Source organism: Flammeovirga sp. EKP202 (assembly GCF_014534745.1).
Classification (GTDB): domain Bacteria; phylum Bacteroidota; class Bacteroidia; order Cytophagales; family Flammeovirgaceae; genus Flammeovirga.
The window spans coordinates 17128-35661 of the sequence record NZ_JACVVP010000071.1 but is presented as its reverse complement, the minus strand read 5'-3'; the positions used below and the strand labels follow the sequence as shown (position 1 = coordinate 35661).

General features: G+C 36.3%; 9 protein-coding genes and 1 tRNA gene. 9 read left to right on the top strand and 1 reads right to left on the bottom strand.

Annotation, left to right across the window (positions count from 1 at the left end; translation table 11 throughout):
- Positions 1–84: 84 nt before the first annotated feature.
- The 6 genes from IC221_RS26730 to IC221_RS26705 all read left to right on the top strand — a co-directional run bounded on the left by IC221_RS26730 (position 85) and on the right by IC221_RS26705 (position 5312).
- Positions 85–157 (top strand) — tRNA-Gly (locus tag IC221_RS26730).
- Positions 158–411: 254 nt separating this feature from the next.
- Positions 412–2508 (top strand): peptidylprolyl isomerase, encoded by a 2097-nt coding sequence (locus tag IC221_RS26725; protein WP_188171876.1) that lies wholly within the window; start codon positions 412–414, stop codon positions 2506–2508.
- 71 nt (positions 2509–2579) lie between these two features.
- The gene (gene mnmD, locus IC221_RS26720) at positions 2580–3254 is read left to right on the top strand and encodes a tRNA (5-methylaminomethyl-2-thiouridine)(34)-methyltransferase MnmD (RefSeq protein ID WP_188171875.1); all 675 of its coding nucleotides are present in this window, start codon (positions 2580–2582) and stop codon (positions 3252–3254) included.
- A 10-nt stretch (positions 3255–3264) separates the two neighbouring features.
- Complete coding sequence (gene nadD / locus IC221_RS26715; protein WP_188171874.1) at positions 3265–3837, top strand: nicotinate (nicotinamide) nucleotide adenylyltransferase; 573 nt, start codon at positions 3265–3267, stop codon at positions 3835–3837.
- Positions 3838–3924: 87 nt separating this feature from the next.
- Complete coding sequence (locus IC221_RS26710) at positions 3925–5160, top strand: carboxypeptidase-like regulatory domain-containing protein (RefSeq protein WP_188171873.1); 1236 nt, start codon at positions 3925–3927, stop codon at positions 5158–5160.
- Between the two features lie 11 nt (positions 5161–5171).
- Complete coding sequence (locus IC221_RS26705; protein WP_188171872.1) at positions 5172–5312, top strand: hypothetical protein; 141 nt, start codon at positions 5172–5174, stop codon at positions 5310–5312.
- Positions 5313–5495: 183 nt separating this feature from the next.
- Here IC221_RS26705 and IC221_RS26700 read toward each other — a convergent pair whose 3' ends face one another.
- Complete coding sequence (locus IC221_RS26700) at positions 5496–7100, bottom strand: fumarate hydratase (RefSeq protein WP_188171871.1); 1605 nt, start codon at positions 7098–7100, stop codon at positions 5496–5498.
- Positions 7101–7550: 450 nt separating this feature from the next.
- Between IC221_RS26700 and IC221_RS26695 the strand changes: the two genes are divergently transcribed.
- From IC221_RS26695 to IC221_RS26685, 3 genes are all read left to right on the top strand, one after another.
- Positions 7551–9356 carry an acyl-CoA dehydrogenase family protein gene (locus IC221_RS26695; protein ID WP_188171870.1) on the top strand — a complete coding sequence of 602 codons (1806 nt, stop codon included), beginning with the start codon at positions 7551–7553 and terminating at the stop codon, positions 9354–9356.
- A gap of 215 nt (positions 9357–9571) precedes the next feature.
- Positions 9572–10336 carry a cyclase family protein gene (locus IC221_RS26690; RefSeq protein WP_188171869.1) on the top strand — a complete coding sequence of 255 codons (765 nt, stop codon included), beginning with the start codon at positions 9572–9574 and terminating at the stop codon, positions 10334–10336.
- Between the two features lie 562 nt (positions 10337–10898).
- Positions 10899–18413, top strand: a complete 7515-nt coding sequence (locus IC221_RS26685) for a S8 family serine peptidase (protein WP_188171868.1) — start codon at positions 10899–10901, stop codon at positions 18411–18413.
- Positions 18414–18534 lie beyond the last annotated feature (121 nt).

The following is an 18534-nucleotide window of genomic DNA, read 5'->3' as shown; positions in this document are numbered from 1 at the left end:
GGCGGAACTGGTAGACGCGCAAGACTTAAAATCTTGTGAGGGCAACCTCGTGTGGGTTCGATTCCCACTCCTGGTACAAAGTATGCGAAAATAGCTCAGCTGGTAGAGCGCAACCTTGCCAAGGTTGAGGTCGCGGGTTCGAACCCCGTTTTTCGCTCTAAAAGCCTAACAGAATTTCTGTTAGGCTTTTTTTTATGTCTTTTTTGGTGTTATCCTTACATTTTTTTGTATTTATTGGTGCTGAATGATTGAAACTTCTTACATTTGCATGTTTTTATTATCACTTAGTGACTTCGGGCTAATTTTCAAGTGAGACGGTCAAATGGCGGAGTGTTTGGAAATTAGGGCGTAAAAACATTAAGATTTAAATACGAACAGATTCATATATAAAGCATTTTTTTTTAGTTTATCATGGCAATAATTACGAAGATCCGAGAAAAGTCTGGCGTTGCAGTTGGATTGATCGCAATAGGTCTGATTTTATTTATGGTGGGGGGCGACTTAATGTCACCAAACTCAAGATTATTAGGTAGCAACAAACAAATTGTTGGTGTTATAGGTGGTCAAGACATTGAATTAAGACAATTCAGTGAGATTGTCGACGCTATAAAAGGCAATTACCCTACACCTCCAAACGAACAACAAATGCAAGGTGTTCGTCAAATGGCTTGGAACGAGTTAATCTATCGTGTTGCTTATGGTCAACAAATGGAAGAGCTTGGTGTTACAATTTCTCCGGAAGAATTAGACGATATCATTTCTGGTAACAACATTGCTCCAGAATTTGGTCAGTACTTCAGAGATTCAACTGGTGAAGTAAGCAGAGAGAATATCAAAATGTACCTTGCTTCTTTAAAGCAACAAGGTCCTAACTCTCCTCAGTACCAACAGTTCTTAAGCTTCGAGCAACAATTGAAAACGTCTCGTACTAGAATCAAATACGAAAATCTTATTTCAAGAACTTACTTTGCTTCTGACTTAGAAGGAAAGAAAGAATATGAAAAACAAAACGATAAAGTTGAAATCGCTTACTTAAACGTTCCTTTTTACAGTGTTCCTGATTCAGTAGTTAATACTTCTGAGTCTGATGCGAAAGCATACTACAACGCCAACAAAGAAGAGTTTAAGCGTGATGCCAACAGAGGTATTGAATTTGTAAGCTTCCAAGTGAAGCCATCTGATGCTGATAAGAAGAACTTAGAGGCAGATATGCAAGATCTTGCTAGAGCATTCGAAAGAACTTCAAACGACACAGCTTTCGTTGAAGCAAATACTGAAGGAGCAACTAAATTCTTGTCAGCGAACATGACAGGTCTTCCTACAGTTTTAGATGCAGACGAGTTAGAAGAAGGTAAAGTTTACGGTCCTCACTTCGCTGCAGGTTCATTCAGAAACTACAAAGTATTAGGTACTTCAGAAGATACAGTTTACTCTGCTAGAGCTTCACATATCTTATTCAAAAATGATAAAGATGATGCGAAAGCAAAGAAAGAAGCATTAGCTACTTTAAGAAAAATCCAAGGTGGTGAAAACTTCGAAGAATTAGCGAAGAAAGTAGGTGATGCAGCTCCTACTACTAAATCAAGAGGTGGTGACTTACAGTGGTTCTCAGAAGGACGTATGGTTCCTGAGTTTGACAAAGCAGTATTCTCAGCAAGAAAAACTGGTTTGATCTCAAGATTAGTAAAAACTTCTTTCGGTTACCATATCATCAAAGTAACTGAGACAAAAACAAAAGAGCAGTTTGAGTTAGCAGTAGTAGAAAAGAAATTATCTGCTTCAGACGCTACAATCAACGAAGCTTACCGTAAGGCATCAGTATTTGCTGCTTCAGCAAAAGGTGGTAGAAAAGCATTTGAAGAGTTAGCAGAAGAGCAAAAGATCTTCATCGAGCAAGCTTTAACAATTGCTCCTTCAGCAACTTTCATCAACAGCTTAAGAGGTAACTCAGTGAGACAAGTGATCCGTTGGGCATACAATGAAGCAGGTATCGATGATGTATCAGAAGTATTTGACTTAGATGATCGTTTCGTTGTCGCTACTTTAATGACAGCTCGTGAAGAAGGTGTAGCTGATTTTGCTGATGTTCAAAACGAAGCGATGGTTCAAGCGAAAAAAGAAAAGAAAGCAGAATACATCACTTCTAAATTAGCTGGTTTATCAGGTTCTATCGAGGACATGAGAAAAGCTTACGGAAACGGTGCTAAAGCGGATATCGCTTCTGATCTTTCTTTAAATGACGTATCGATCCAAGGTATTGGTATTGCTCCAAAAACAATTGGTACTGCATTTGGATTAAAAGAAGGTGAGGTATCGAAGCCAATCGTTGATGAGAACAGCGTAGTAGTAATCAAAGTAAGAAAAGCGGACAAAGCTTTAGAAACTGCAGATTACTCAATCTACCAAACTCAAGTAGAAAACAGATACAACAGATCTGCTAACTACAACATCTTAGAGGCTGTAAAAGAGCTTTCTGATGTTAAAGACGAGCGTTACAAGTTCTTCTAGGAACTTTCAACATAAAGTAAAAGAGACTGCCTCACAAGGGTGGTCTCTTTTTGTATAAAACGAAAAGTACAATGGGAAATATCAAGATCATAGAAACAAGCGACGGTTCAAGTTCTTTGTTTAATGAACAATTGAATGAAACCTATCATTCGAATCATGGAGCATTGACTGAGTCGAGATATGTATTTATCAAATCAGGTTGGGAAGATGTGAAGGAAGGAAAAGATAAAACTTCTATTCTTGAAGTAGGTATGGGTACTGGATTAAATGTAATTCTAATGATAGAACAAGCATTGAAACACCCCGACCATACATTCCATATGATTACTTTAGAGCCTTTTCCTTTAAATGAAGACTTGATTAAAGGGCTGAATTATACTGATTTATTAGAGGATGAACTGACCTCTTATTTCAAAACAGTACATGCTTGTGAATGGGAAAAAGAAGTAGCAATCTTACCCAATTTTATTTTAACGAAAAAGAAAGCAACGCTACAGGAATTTGAAGGAGAAGAAAATTCATTTGATGTTATTTTCTTTGATGCTTTTGCTCCTAACAAACAGCCGGAAGTATGGTATGTTGAGAACCTTACAAAATGCTTTGCAGTAAATAAGCAAGAGGGCTTGTTTGTGACGTATTGTGCCAAAGGACAGCTTCGTAGAGACTTGGTAAGCGTTGGTTACGAAGTAGAACGTTATCCAGGCCCTCCAGGTAAGCGTGAAATGTTGAGAGGTTGGAAGAAATAATAATTACACAATGAAGACAGGATTATTTTTTGGTTCATTTAACCCCATTCATATTGGGCACTTGATACTTGCCAATGCCATGATTCAAAGTGGTGAAGTGGATGAAGTATGGTTTGTCGTTTCCCCTCACAATCCTTTTAAGAAAAGAGGATCATTGCTTCATGAGTTTGATCGTTTAGATATGGTCAACGCCGCCATTCAAGATAATTATAAGTTTAGAGCTTCAGATATTGAATTTAGAATGCCTAAACCGAGCTATACAGTGGATACATTGGTTTATCTTCAAGAAAAGAACCCTAAACACTCTTTTAAAGTAATAGTTGGTGAAGATAACCTTTCAGGATTCAGGAAGTGGAAGCACCATGAAATCATTTTGGAAGATTATGGATTGTTAGTTTATCCAAGACCACATGCTAAACCTTCTGATTTGAAAGAACATCATAATGTAAAGATGATTGAGGCTCCAATGGTCGATATTTCTGCTACATATATTAGAAACTGTATCAAAGAGGATAAAGACTTTAGATACATGGTACCTGAGGGCGTGAGAACCTTGATTCAGAGTAAAGGGTATTATAAATAAAAGCCCGTTTTAATCCTTCAATTATTGAAATTAGTAATTGAAGGATTTTTTATATCTTTAAAGCTCAAAAACTAATTTACCTATAAAATGCAAACTAAATCAGTGCCTCAACAGTGTACTCTCTTTTTATTATTAAGTTTAATTTCTTTTTCAGTTTTCTCACAATCTAAGCATAACTTTAATTATGAAGCCAATAGAAAACAACTCATCGATAAATCAATAGCAGGATTAGATAGTATTAAAGTTGATAGGTGGCTCTTTGAGTTTAGCTGTCATGATAGTACTAAATTAAGTGTACTTTTTAAGATGAGTGCTCAAACACTTGATTTAGAGCTTGTATCCATTAAAAAATATGAAGGAGTTTTAGCGCATCTTCAGGGGATGTATATTACAGAGTGTAATGATATTTCAGGGAAGAACTATAAAAGTAAAGCTGAACTAACAGAAAGAGTAAATCAACTACTAGATGTTTATGAGAAAACTTCTGTCAATTTGGTAGGTATTGGTTATCTTAAAGATCAAGCTACCCAAAAGCATTCTTTACCATTATTGAAAAAATATATTCATGGCAGTATAAAAAGTACCACGAAAGAGAATCTAGAATATGCAGCAGTCGGTATTGTAAATTCAGAATATGGAACAATCACCAATCACTATGGATATTTTGAATTGTCTTTTCCTCCTTCTATATCAGAGGATGCCATATTAACGATACAACATGTAGCTTATGAGAAGCTTGAAATTCCTTTAAAGCAATTTATTTTGAACCCTAATATTGTCGTGACGCCAAAAGAAAGTGTTTTAGAAGAAATTTTAATATTTAGTAAAAAAGAGCATTTGAAGAAAAAGGTATTGGGTGATAAAGGAAAAACGAATGAAACAGGTTTTGTTTTTGGAGGGAAAGAAGGAACTGAAATAGCAAAAAGATTTGATTCTAAAAAGAAAAATGTTCTCATTAATAAAGTAGGAGTTTTTATAAGTAATAGAGAAAGCAAGGAGTTTAAGTTACTTATCAAAATTTATGAAGAAGATCCTCAAACAGGGTTACCTGGTAGGCCCCTAATTAAAAAACAAGCTGTACTTGAATCAAATTTGGATAGAGGTTGGGTTTATGTTGACCTTAATGAGCAAAATATTGTTACTGATCAGCCATTCTATATAGCCTTTCAGTGGGTAAGTCCTGACACCTCAGTGCCTTATATTGGGATGACAGGGAAAAAGGGATTGACTAGGACTTCATCTTTAGGACAATGGAAAGATAGTGGTCAATTTAGGTGGATGATGAATGCTGAAGTAATTTTTTTAAATAAGGAAGAACTTTAAAACTATATTTTATGAAAAAAGAAGAACTAATAATTTTCTCAAAGACAAAATCAGGACAAGTTTTAATAGGTATACTAATTGTTTTGGCAGTGATAAAGGCCATTCAAAATGGCTATCAGTTTGGAATTTATATCGGAGATAAAATCTTTTAATTCAAGATGAAAACTAAAGCAATAAAACTTATTCTACTATTGGCAACAATTTTTATAACTGATTATTTCTTGACTGAATGTTGGGATGATTTTATAAATGGGCTTTTAGGAAGATGTTAAAAAAAATCCCTTACAGCATACACTGCAAGGGATCTATATATATGAAATCTATATAATTCAGAATTATAATTCTGCGAAGAAGTCATTTCCTTTATCGTCAACGATGATGAAGGCTGGGAAGTTTTCGATTTCGATCTTACGAACCGCTTCCATTCCTAAATCTTCAAAGTCAACTAACTCCACAGATTTGATGTTCTCTTTTGCAAGGATTGCAGCAGGGCCACCAATTGAACCTAAGTAGAATCCACCGTGCTCGTTACAAGCGTCTGTTACTTGTTGCGAACGGTTACCTTTTGCCAACATGATCATTGAACCACGTTTTGCTTGGAAAGGTCCTACATAAGGGTCCATTCTACCGGCAGTAGTTGGTCCAAATGAACCTGAAGGCATTCCTTCTGGCGTTTTCGCAGGACCAGCATAGTAGATTGGGTGATTCTTGAAGTACTCTGGCATCTCTTCACCGTTGTCCAACATTTCTTTGATACGAGCGTGAGCGATATCACGAGCTACGATCAATGTACCTTTCAAGTTCAAACGAGTTTTGATAGGGTATTTCGTCAATTCAGCTAATACCTCATCCATTGGACGGTTCAAGTCGATTTCAACTGGGTTGTCCATTTGTGATTCTTCAGTAGGAATCAAACGGCGTGGATCTTTTTCTAATTCTTCTAACCAGATACCATCTTCGTTGATTTTTGCTTTGATGTTACGGTCAGCTGAACAAGAAACACCAATACCTACTGGGCAAGATGCAGCGTGACGAGGTAAACGAATTACTTTCACATCGTGAGTGAAGTATTTACCACCGAACTGAGCACCGATTAAACTCTCTTGACAGATCTTTTGAATTTTTTCTTCCCACTCTACATCACGGAACGCTTGACCGCCCATGTTACCTTCAGTTGGTAAGTGGTCATAGTAACCTGCAGATGCTTTCTTCACTGTAGCCATGTTTGCTTCAGCAGAAGTACCACCTACTACAAACGCTAAGTGATAAGGAGGACAAGCCGCAGTACCAATTGATTTTAATTTTTCCTTTACAAATGCCGTTAAGCTTTCTTCGTTCAACAACGCTTTCGTTTGTTGGTAAAGGAAAGTTTTGTTAGCAGATCCACCACCTTTTGCCATAAACAAGAACTCATAAGAGTTACCTTGCTCTGAGTAGATGTCGATCTGAGCAGGAAGGTTAGTACCTGTGTTTTTCTCTTCAGTCATTGTCAAAGGAACAACTTGAGAATAACGAAGGTTTCTTTCCTTGTATGTTTCATAGATACCACGCGATAACGCTTCAGCATCATTTGAACCTGTAATTACGCCTTCACCTTTTTTACCAACAACGATTGCAGTACCTGTATCTTGGCAAGAAGGTAATTGTCCTTCTGCTGCTACAGCTGCATTTTCTAACAATGTACGAGCAACAAAACGATCGTTATCAGAAGCTTCAGGGTCGTCTAAGATTTTAGCTACTTTTTCTAAGTGAGCTGTACGAAGGTAGAAAGATACATCCGCCATTGCTTCTTGAGAAAGTAGTTCAAGACCTTTAGGGTCTACTTTCAAAAACTTACGTCCGTCTACTTCAATTGTAGAAACATAATCTTTGGTTAATAATCTATACTTTGTAGTGTCGTCCTTTATCGGGAAAGGCTTCTGATAAAAAAAATCGCTCATTGTTTGTTCTTTTTTGTTTCCTATAAACAGTCAAAAGTGTTGATAAGTTATTGAATCCAATTCTTCTAACCCCCTAATCCTTCAACTTCGCAAAAATACAATGCAAACGTGAGTACATAAGTGAGATTAGTCATAATTGTAAATACATTTTAATGATTCTTATAAAAAAGTGTGTTGAGCTACTTCATTTTCACCCAAAAACACCTTTTTCAAAAAAAATAAGCGTTAAAATCACATTTTTTTCTCCTTTTTGTTATGCTTGCATAATAATTTTCATATATTTGAAAATGAATGTTATGCAAGCATACGTTTTTAAGTGAATGGTTGTTTTTGTAATACATTCATCATTGCAGAATAATTAAGATACACACATCCAATAAACAATACATGAATAAACACGAGTAGTTTATTCTCATCCAAAATAACAACACACAAAATTTATACAGATCAATGAATACTGTAACCAATAAAAAAGCAATTAAAGGCGGTGAGTTTTTGATCCGCGAAACAGAGGCGAATGAGATTTTTACGCCAGAAGAATTTTCAGAAGAGCAGGTGATGATGGCACAAGCCACAAAAGATTTTATCGATCAGGAAATCACACCAAAAGCCAAAGAAATTGATGGACATAACTGGGAATTAGTAGAACAAATTTTTGCCAAAGCTGGTGACTTAGGATTATTAGGTATTTCTGTTCCTGAAGACATGGGTGGCTTAGGAATGAGCTTTAATACTTCTATGTTAATTGCAGATGTATTTGGTGAAGCAGGTTCATTTTCAACAACTTACGGTGCACATACAGGTATTGGTACTTTGCCAATCCTTTATTACGGTACAGAAGAGCAAAAAGAAAAATATCTTCCAAAATTAGCAACAGGCGAATGGGCAGCCGCTTACGCACTGACAGAACCTGATGCAGGATCTGATGCTAATTCTGGTAAAACAAAAGCAGTATTAACTGAAGATGGAAAACACTACCTGCTTACAGGACAGAAAATGTGGATTTCTAACGCAGGTTTTGCTGACTTATTTATTGTTTTCGCAAAAATCGAAGACGATAAAAACCACACGGCATTTATAGTAGAAAAGTCGTTTGGTGACATTACGATGAACGAAGAGGAAGAGAAATTGGGTATAAAAGGTTCTTCTACTCGTCAAGTATTCTTCAACGAAACTGCAGTGCCTGTTGAAAACATGCTTTCAGAAAGAGGAAACGGATTTAAGATTGCCGTTAACATCTTGAACATCGGTAGAGCGAAGTTAGGTGCTGGTGTGTTAGGTGGTTGTCGTGCAGTGATCGACCATTCTATCAGATATTCTAAAGAGCGTAAGCAGTTCAAACAGCCTATCGCAAACTTTGGAGCAATCAAGCAAAAAATAGCTCAAATGGCTACGAAGACTTATGTAATTGAGTCGATGTGTTACAGAGCTGGACAAAATATAGAAGACCATACTGAAGAATTATTATCAAGCGGTATGGATGAAGCAAAAGCGAAACTGAAAGGTGTAGAGCAATTCGCTATCGAGTGTGCTATCCTTAAAGTCTTCGGTTCAGAAACATTGGATTTTGTAGTAGATGAAGGTGTTCAGGTCTATGGTGGTATGGGCTTCTCAGCAGATGCACCAATGGAAAGAGCCTACCGTGATGCTCGTATATCAAGAATTTATGAAGGTACGAATGAAATCAACCGTATGCTTTTAGTAGGTATGATGATCAAGCGTGCGATGAAAGGTGAATTGGATATCGTAACGCCTGCAATGGACGTTGCTAAAGAGCTGACTTCAGTTCCATCATTTGAAACAATAGATGCTTCAGTATTATTCAACATTGAAAAAGATATTTTGAAGCGTTTGAAAAAAGCGGCCTTAATGGTAGCAGGTAGAGCGGTTCAAGTATTTGAAGCAAAAATCAACGATGAGCAAGAAATTCTAATGAATGTTGCGGATATGTTGATTCAGATTTATGCAGCAGAATCAGCAATGCTTCGTACAGAAAAAATGGTAGAAGAAAAAGGTGAGGAAGCTTGCAAAGAGCAAATCAATATTTCAAAAGTATTTATCCGTGAAGCAGCGGAGCAAATTGCTACTTCAGGTAGAGAAGCAATTGCAGGTATTGCCAAAGGCGATGAGCAAAAAGTAATGTTGATGGGCTTGAAACGTTTCACAAAGTACGAATTAGAAAACGTACACGTGTTGCGTAGAGAATTAGCAGATACGCTGATAGAGAAGGATACTTATCCATTCTTTGTCATCTAATTTATAATTGATAGAACAATAATATATAAGACATTTGTCTTGCCCTATCGAGTGAGGGTAAGATTAAATAGGACGATTAAATACTTGGTTACATGAAAGAAAAAGCCAACCTGTTTCGGGTTGGCTTTTTTTAATGACTTACTGCTTACTTCTCAAAAAAAATCCGTAACATTGACGACTTAAAACTATTCCCAAACTTAAACTAATAGTCAGCTATGAAAATTATTGATCTCTCTAAACCAATTCAATTCAACAAAAAAGACCCGTGGTTTATGCGTGTGAAAATCAAACACAAGCCACATCGAAAGGCAAAATGGCTGATCCGTCTTTTTGGTCTTCCCTTTAAATTATTTCCCAAAGGATTTGAAGGCTGGGCAGATGACACTATCAAAAAGATGGGTGTGCATTCTACCACACATATTGATGCTCCTTGGCACTACTCTCCTACTGTAGCAGGTCAAAAAGCGAAAACCATTGATGAAGTGCCGTTGGATTGGTGTTACGGTGAAGGGCTTGTGATTGATATGAAACACAAACTAGACTTTGAGCCGATTACCCAAAAAGATATAGAACATTTTCTTTTGGAGAATAATCTTGAATTAAAGGAAGGAATGATTGTTTTGATTAAAACAGGTCGTGATAAGTTTAACGGTACGGAAGATTTCCATAAAGTAGGAACAGGAATGAGTGCAGAAGCGACTCACTTCTTAATTGATCAAGGTATAAAAGTGATGGGAATTGACGCTTGGGGTTGGGATTTGCCATTGCCTTACCTAGTAAAGCAAGCGAAAGAGACAGGAGATAAAGAGTTATTTTGGAACGCTCATCTTGTGGGACAAGAAAAAGAATATTGTCATATGGAGCAGTTAGTGAACCTTGATGCTTTACCTTATTCGGGTTTTAAAGTAGCTGTTTTTCCGTTGAAAATTGTAGGAGCATCTGCAGCGCCAGCAAGAGTGGTAGCGATGATGGACAATTAAAATAGAACGATTTTTTTTATTAAAAGGGCCTTGAAGTAAGAATTGGTTTATACTGAAAATATGCAGTACTAAGCCCTGCTTTCTCCTACTTCTAGGCTCTTTTTTATATCTAAATTTTTAAGATAATTCATTTTTTCTCTCATTTTCATGGAAAAATGTCTTGTTTTTATTGTTGTTGACTAAAAATAGATAAAACACATTGTTATTGACTTATTTTATTGATTAATAGTTATTTGCGGTTTATTTTTTTATTGTTATTAATGTTGATGTAGCACTGATGTAGTAGTGTATTTGGATACATGTAGCATATGGTTTTTTGAATTTACACTTGTTTACGACTTAAAATTGTGTGGGATCTAACGATGAACTTTTATCAGAAAATATGTCTGACAAGAACACGAAGAAATCTCGCAAGGGTAATCAATCTTTAGATAAGGAAAGATTACTAGAGATGATTGAAGTACGAAAAAAGGAGACAGACGTGCTTCAGAAATTACTGCACCTATTAAGGTTAAAATAATTTCTAGCCAATTCAATTTTTAAACCGCTAAACAGACTATCAATGAGAAATCATTTACCAAAGGTATTGACTGTCTTGTTATGCCTTTTAGTTGGGGTATTTAGTACCTCAATTACTTATGCACAACAGCCCGTTGTCTTTTCAGAAGGGGTTGCACAAGGCGTAATTAGAGTCAAATTCAAAGAACAAACAGATGCAAGATTGCAGGTAGCTCCAATGAATGGAGGAATTGCTACACTAGGAATCGCTGCTTTTGATGCTACTGCCAGCCAGTACGAAGCTCAAAATATGAGGAGAGTATTCCCATATAATGCTAAGACTGAGTACAAGCTAAGAAAACATGGATTACACTTATGGTACCAAATGGAAGTATCTTCTTCCGTTTCAATTGATGCCGTTATCCAATCATTCAATCAAATTGATGATGTAGAACTTGCAGAGGTAATCAGAGAAAAACGTTTGATTGAACCTGATGCGAAGTTCACTCCTATTTCAAAAGATCAAATTCAAGCATTATCAGAAACTGCTCCTGTAAATGATCCATTACTATCAAAACAATGGCATTACAGTAATGATGGTTCAAGTACAGCTTGGACAAAAGGAGCTGATATCAACCTTTTCAAAGCGTGGGAAACAACAATGGGTTCAAATAATATCATTGTTTCTATTCATGATGAAGGTATTGATGTAAATCACGAAGACTTAAAAGCCAACATGTGGATCAACGAAGCCGAGTTAAACGGTGTTGAAGGTGAAGATTCAGATGGTAACGGATATATTGATGACATCTATGGATGGAACTTTGCTTCTGCTTCAGGAGCTATTGCACCCCAAGGTCACGGTACACACGTAGCAGGTACAGTTGCGGCAGTCAACAATAACGGTGTTGGTGTTGCAGGTGTTGCAGGTGGTGATGGTGAAAACCAAGGTGCGTTATTGATGTCTTGCCAGATTTTGGGCGGTCCGCTTATCGATGTTGCTACTTCTTATATTTATGCAGCTGACAATGGTGCAGTAATCTCTCAAAACTCATGGGGGTATACTTCTGAAGGATATTTTGATCAAGTGGTATTAGATGCTATTGATTACTTTATTGCTGAAGCAGGTGATTACGAGGGTTCACCAATGAAAGGTGGTATTGTTATTTTTGCATCAGGTAATAATAATCATGCAGGAAAGTGGTACCCTGGGTATTATGAGCCTTGTTTTACTGTAGCCTCTACAAACCCACGAGATCAAAAAGCAGATTATTCTAATTATGGTGACTGGATTGAGTTATCAGCACCAGGAGGAGAAACATCAGGAGATTTAACAAATGGTGTTTTATCTACTTTACCTGGCAATGATTATGGATTCTACCAAGGTACTTCAATGGCTTGTCCTCACGTATCAGGTGTTGCAGCATTGGTACTTTCTCATTTAGGTGGTGAGACAATGACGCCTAATCAGTTGAAAGCTCAGTTATTGACTGGTGTAGTTTCTATTGAAGATCAAAACCCTGATTATTTAGGTCAGTTAGGTTCAGGAAGAATTGATGCTTCTTTTGCTTTAAGAGAAAATGAGGGAATTGCTCCAGATTCAGTTTCTTCTTTTGAGATTGCTTATGAAGGTTTTGATCACATTGCATTAAAATGGATGACTCCTGCTGATGAAGATGATGGTCAGGCAAGTACTTTTGATATTTATTATTCTGAAGGAGAATTTGATTTAGAAACAGCTACTGTAGTAAGAGTAAATTCTGCTAGTGCTATTGGAGACTGGAATGTAAGACAAATTGATGGATTGAAAGGGGAGACAGCCTATTCATTTGCTATCGTAGCAAAAGATAGATGGGAAAATAAAGCACCAATGTCTGTTGTAATTAATGGAGCAACTAACCTTGGCCCTAAGTTGACATTCTCTAAATCATCAATGTCCATCACTGCAGATGTGGCGACTTCAACAACTGCTTCAGACGAGATTACATTCTTGAATGAGGAAGAAGGTAGATTGATTTATTCTTTAGAAACAAGATATAAAAATCATTACCCAAAAAATTACTCAACTATTTCAGCAGGTCGAATGGTTGAAGCTTCAAAATTAGGAGTACAACCTTCTCCACGTTTAGAAGTAATGTCATTGAGTGATCAACACCCAGACTTGGAAGAATTTGAGAAACAATATTTAGAGTATTGTAATAAATGGTTTGCTCCTTCATTTTTTATTGGAGATACTGACCTTACGAAGCCAAATACAGCAGCAACAGCTTATATTGCTCCTGAAGGAGGGTTTAATTTGACTCATATTGAATTTTTCTTAAATAATCTTTCTGAAGGTACTACTTATGCTCAAATCTACGAAGGTAATATTTTAAGTACGGCAACTTTGAAGTGGGAAACAGAATTAGAACCACAAGGAGGGAAAATCCATTATTTTGGATTAGAAGAACAACTTTATTTCTCTGAGGGTGAGGTATTCTGGATTGTTTTAAAAGTACCAGCCGGTAACCAATATCCTTTAATCATTGGTGAATACAACTTCTCTAAGGAAGGTGAAGATAAGATGTTCTACAGTAATGATGATGGGAAGTCATGGTCTTACTTAGTAGATGCAATTGGTGATAAGACTCAGGCTTATTTAGTTTCAGCAATCAGTGAAAACCCATCAGTAGGTGAGTTTATTACATTACAACCTGCTTCAGGTGATATTGTAGGTAACTCAGAGCAAGTAATTACAGCAACTATTGATGCTACAACATTAGTGAATGGATCATATACATCTGTGATGTTTGTAGAGTCAAATGATCCTGAAGAACCATTGAAAAAAATTAATATTTCAACAAGAGTAGATGGTCATAAATCAGACATCAAAACGTTGGATATTGTTGATTTTGGTAGTGTTCAAGTAGGTTTAGAAAAAGAGTTGATTATTGAGGTAGGTAACTATGGTTATGGTATCTTCAAATTAGCAAATAACGTTACGCAAGAAGGAAGTGAGGCATTTGAGCTTTCTGAAAAGCCATATACTTTCTACTCTAGAAAAATTGGACAAATTAAGATCAAATATACTCCAACTCAAGCGGGGTCAGAAACAGCTAAGTTTGTGTTTACTGACGCTACTTATGGAGGATCATTTGAAATTAACGTTGTAGCTTCTGCAATTGAACCTTCAAAAATTGAATTAACTCCATCTGAACAGACTTATACTTTAGCATTAGGAGATACAGATAAAGGGGTATTTACAATCAACAATTCAGGTAATTATCCACTACAATACTCAATTCCAGTTTATGAGGAGAATGTTGAAGAAGGTGTTCATCGCTTTGGTTATTCATGGGATTTAGTAACGGACAATTTTGTATGGGAAGAGTTAGATGGACAGGAAGATGTTCTTGACTTCACAAAGCAATTTAAAGATAATTCATTCCTTGATTTTATTGAAGTTGAATTAGGGTTTGATTTCCCATTCTATGATACTTTGGTAAACAAAATGCAAGTGTCACATGTAGGTATGATTGCTTTGGATACAAAAGACCCTGTAAATGGTAGCTGGGGTAAATTATTAGGACAAAATTTCACGTCCAATGGTTACGTTGCTGGATTGTACTTGTATACAAATATTGGTTTAGATACTAAATTCCTTTACAAGAGATTTGGTGATCGTATTGTGATGGAATACAAAAATCTGTATACAAAACCTGAAGAGGATAATTTTGGTGAATCTCATAAAATTACTTACCAAATTGTATTGCATGCTGATGGTAATGTTGAGTACCGATACAAAGATATTTGGGGAGTTAGAAACTCAAATTGGCCATTTATTGGTGTAGAAAGCCCTGATAAAAAAGATGGTTTCTATATCTATGAAAACTCACAACAACCTGAGAAATTATTTACTTCTAAGAGTTCTAATGTAACGATTAAGGTGAATCACCCAGGTAGAAAAATTGCTAGAAACCTAAGCAGTACAAGTGGTGTAGTTCCAGTAGGTCAGTCGGTAGATATTGCTTATGATGTAGTGACAGAAGGATTAGATGAAATGAGAAATACTCAAAACATTTCAATCTATACAAACGATCCAGTAACGCCGTTAGCTCACTTTACATTACATGCAGATGTAACAAGTGGTGGTGAAGCAGTAGTGACAACAACTAAAGACGAAATCATCTTTGGTGATGTATTCAAAACAGCTACACCTTCTTCGACAGTGATGTTTAGAAATAAAGGAAATAAACCAATTTCATTTACATCAGTAGTAGTTGAGAACGGTTCATTTGAAGTTGATAAGACATCATTTGCAATTGATCCAAGACTTTCAGAAACAATTAAGGTATCATTTACAGCAACTGCTACAGGTGCAATGTCAGATAACTTAATCGTAACAGATGAGTTAGGAACAGTTTATACATTCCCTATAACTGCAAATGTTATTCATGCACCAATGATCAGCGTGGACAACTCAGACCGTTACTTTACTTTGAATGCAGGTGAAAAAGACCAACTTTCAATTGTAGTGGACAACTCTGAAGGTGAAGCAGACTTAGAAGTATTGCCAATGGGATCGCATTGGTTATATGAAGAGAAAGAAATCCAGCCAATGAGCGTAATTCCTACTTACTCTTATGCTTGGAAAGATAATATGAAAGTATTATCAGGTTTTGAAGACCCAGAATCTCCAACCTATCAAATGGTTGATATTACTAAAAATGGAGAAAAATTAGAAATCGAATTAGATGACTACTGGGAAGCTAAAAAACTGCCATTTACATTCAACTATTATGGTATTGAGTACGATAGTATTTACATTGGTATTCACGGTCAAATGAGTTTTAATTATTACCATGGTGCACCTCTAGGTGATAAGATTTGGTATCCATTGGAAATTCCTTTTGCACATGATATTAATAACCTTGTAGCACCAATATGGATGGCAGGTGGAGAAGATTATTATGATGAAACTCCAACTAAAGGTATCTGGTTCTATGAAGATGAAGAGAAATTTGTGGTGACTTATGAACGTTATCAACATTTTGCTAATATTTCAGGTGGCCATGCTACAGCTGAGACTGTTTTCTACAAAGATGGTAGAATCAAAATGCAGTATAAGACTTGGAATCAGCCAGGAGTTGATTTCTGGAGTAAGTGGTTAACAATAGGATTAGAAAACCACGATGGTACTGAAGGTGTAATGGTGAACTTCTACCGTTCATATATCAGAGACGGTTTAGTAATCGAATACACTCCAACAGAGAAGACTGTTATTCCTGCAGGAGAATCTAAGACAATGAATTTTGCAGTTGATGCTGAGAAACTTTTAGATGGTAACTATAAATCTACATTAAGATTGATTAGTGAATCTCCTAATAATGAAGAAGTTGAAATTCCAGTTCATTTAACAGTGAACGGCGTAGCTACTTTACAATGGGATGAAGAAGTGATTGATTTAGGTGATATAATGTGGTCTGAAGGACAGCAAATTCAAACAGTATTAAATACTCAAAATGTTGGTACAAAAGGATTGAACTTGGGCGAAATGAAGTCGATCAGAGGTACAAACCCTACAATTGAAATTTGGGGTTATAACCTTGACTGGAGTGGAAATCCATTTGGTGATCCATTATGGAAAAATACAGCTTTCTTTGATCCTCTATTCTCACCATGGCCTTCATTAGCTCCGGGTGAAGATCTTCCAACAAGATTTACGTTTACACCAACAGCAAGCGGTGCATTCTTAGATTCTATGGTCGTAAATGATGCAATGGGTCTTACAGATACAGTAGTGGTGAAAGCCAACTTGATTTTACCTCCTACTATGGTAGTAGATACCGACACTATTCATACCTCTTCATTAGATAATGAAGAAGTAATCACTGAAACAATTACAATCAGTAATGTTGATGGTGGATCTGACTTACATTATACAGTAGAGTCTGAGTTCGTAAGAACAGGTTTCGCTACTTCAGTATTCAATAAGTTTAATTCAGAAATCAATACAGCATCACTTAATGCTTCAGTAATTGCATCTCAAAATACAGGAATTCAAACAGCTCAAGAGTTTGATGATGAGATCAACTACTTCAAAGGTTATGAGAAAGCAGGTGGAATTGGTTATGGAGCGAACAGCTTCAGTACATTAACGAAGTTCAAGGCACCTAATACTGGTTTTAACTTGTCACATGTTTCTACTTGGTATGTACCAGCAGGAATGGCGAATGCCACATTAGAAATAGCGATCGGAATCGGTGATATTAATAATCCTACAATTTTACATGAGCAGTCTTTTGAAACTGAAACTGCAATTGATGATTTAGAAGGAGCGTTATTCACATTTGAATTAGAAAAATCTCTTCAGTTCCACCCAGGTGAAACAATTTACATGATCATCACTTATCCATTCGGTCCTGCAAGACCACAAGGTTTTGTAGAATCAGCGGAGACAATGTCAGATATCTCATACATTGAAGTAAATGGCGGATGGTTAGATGTAACAACTGACAGCAGATTCCCATTATTACTTTGGATGAATGCTTTACATCAGTCAGAAAGAATCACACCATGGGTTACTTTATCTTCATTCGAAGGAACAGTGGCACAAGGAGAATCTGTAGATGTAGATGTTCTATTTACGCCAGCAAATGCACTTTCAACTTCAGAAAAAGCAGTATTCAAATTTATCAGTAATGATGTTACTGCTGAAGTTGAAGAAGTAACAGCAATGATGACATTAAACAATGCTCCTGAATTTGTTGACTTCCCAACGAATATTGAAATGGATGAAGCAATGGATTCAACTTTCATGATCACTGCTATGGATTATGACGGTCATGCTTTCACATTCGAAGTAGATGAGCACATTCTTATCGACAGTAGTTATGTAAACAATGATACATTGTCAATTCAATTAGTGACAGACTATGAGAGTGCAGGTGATCATTCATTCAATGTAACTGTAACAGATGAGCATGGTATTGCTACAACTTCAGCAATCAATGTAATGGTGAACAATGTAAATAGAGCTCCAATTGTAGTAGAGCAAGATACATTGTACCTAGAGCCTGGCGTGTTGCCAACTTTCCTTGATCCATCAGAAATCTTCTCAGATGAAGACGGAGATGAGTTGACGTTTGGTATTGCTACTTCAGATGATGGTGTGGTAATGGCTAGCTTAACTCAAGGTCAATTTGCAATTTTAGGATTGATTGAAGGTGAAACAGAAGTGGCATTAATTGCAACAGACATTCACGGTGCATCAGTAATGACGATGTTATATGTAATAGTTGAGGTAGAAGTACCAACATCAATTGATAAGGATTTTGTAAGTCAAACGAACTTAAGAAACTATCCTAATCCAGTGTTTGGTGAAACTACTTTCGCATTCAATATGATAAAGTCAGGTGATGTATCGATCAAGATATATAACATGAATGGAGTATTGGAACAAACAATTTCACTTGGTCAATTAGGTAGTGGAAATCATGAAACTATCATTGATTTATCGTCATTAATGACGGGAATGCATATCTACACTTTAACAGTAGACGGTAGTGTGGAAATGTATAATAAGTTGATCAAAAAATAATAGAATTAGAACGAAATTCACTTATTACAAACCATCGGGTCTATGATCCGGTGGTTTTTTCTTTTACAGAATAAATATTTAAATCACTGTAAATAAGTTGATTGTACTTTTATTTAAAATT